Origin of the sequence: Arenibacter catalasegens, from assembly GCF_002909235.1 — a bacterium.
In the GTDB taxonomy this organism is placed as follows: domain Bacteria; phylum Bacteroidota; class Bacteroidia; order Flavobacteriales; family Flavobacteriaceae; genus Arenibacter; species Arenibacter catalasegens.
The window spans coordinates 1-1249 of record NZ_PHQQ01000077.1; the positions used below are offsets into that span (position 1 = coordinate 1).

At 39.6% G+C, this 1249-nt stretch carries 1 protein-coding gene; it reads right to left on the reverse strand.

All coding sequences use genetic code 11. The features are described from left to right. Positions 1 to 32: 32 nt before the first annotated feature. A protein-coding gene (locus CWD90_RS22915; protein WP_103478373.1) for an IS3 family transposase occupies positions 33 to 1195 on the reverse strand; the annotation gives its coding sequence in 2 pieces (ribosomal slippage) (positions 33 to 955 and positions 955 to 1195; 1164 coding nt in all). Positions 1196 to 1249 lie beyond the last annotated feature (54 nt).

Here is a 1249-nt window from a genome sequence, read left to right on the forward strand (position 1 = left end):
TGGATTACCTACAAAATTTGGGACTAATTTTTTCAAGCCACTTTTTTAGAAAACCCTCTTAGTTTCATTTCCATTTCTAATGGGGAGAGATACCCTAAACTAGAATGTAGCCTTTCGTTATTGTACCATGTTATATATTGATTTATCGATTCGAACAATTGATCATGGGTGGTATATTTAAACCTATACAGCCATTCATGCTTTATCGTTTTGAAAAAGCTCTCCGCAACAGCGTTGTCCCAACAATTTCCCTTTCTACTCATAGACCGTGTTATTTTTTTATTGAAAGTAAACAGATTGGTCATTTTATTCGAGGCATACTGTACCCCTCTGTCAGAATGAAAGATGAAGCCATTGCCGATTGCTCTAGTCCTACATGCATCCAACCAGGCTTTCATTACGGTATTTCGGACGGTCATATCCTCGCTCAATGCCCAGCCCACTATTTTTCTGTCGGCAAGGTCCATGACCGTGGTCAAGTAGTTCCATTGGTCTCCAACACGGATATATGTAATATCTGAGACCCATTTCTTCCCCAGTTGCATAGTGCCAAAGTTTCTGTCAAGTTTATTGTCCGCGACAGGGAAGGTGTGTCCGGAATCCGTTGTCGCCACGAATTTTCTTCTTAGCACGGATCTCAGACCCATTTCCCTCATCAGCAATGCTATATAAGAACGGGAATAGAACAGGCCTTCCCGTTCCAGTTTTTGCTGGATACGATAGCTGCCATAGATTTCCATGCTTTGTCCAAAATGAAATCGAATTCTTTTTTTTAGTGTCTTTGTTGCTGTTTCCTCCCTTTCCAAATCTTTGTTCCTAAGCCAATGATAATATGAGTTTTTGCTGATTCTCATGCACTTGCACATCTTCCCGACAGGATAACAATCTTTATTCCTTAGAATAAAATGATATATTATGTGCCGCTCTTGGAGAAGATGCTCACCGCCTTTTTTAATATATCACGCTCCATCTTGACCTCTCTCAGTTCTTTCTGCAAGGCCTTGAGTTCCTGCTCCTGCGGGGAAACCTCTCTTTTCTTGCTAAAATCTCCCGATTTAGCTTCATATTCCCTTTTCCATCGACGTATCATACCACCGTTTAGACCATAGTCCTCACTAATCTGTTTTACCATTAATCCAGATTTTAATAGATCTACTATCATAACCTTGAATTCATTATCATACTGTTTTGCCATAATTCAAATATACTTATTACGGACTCTATAAATTAGTGCCATCAAAGGTAGACA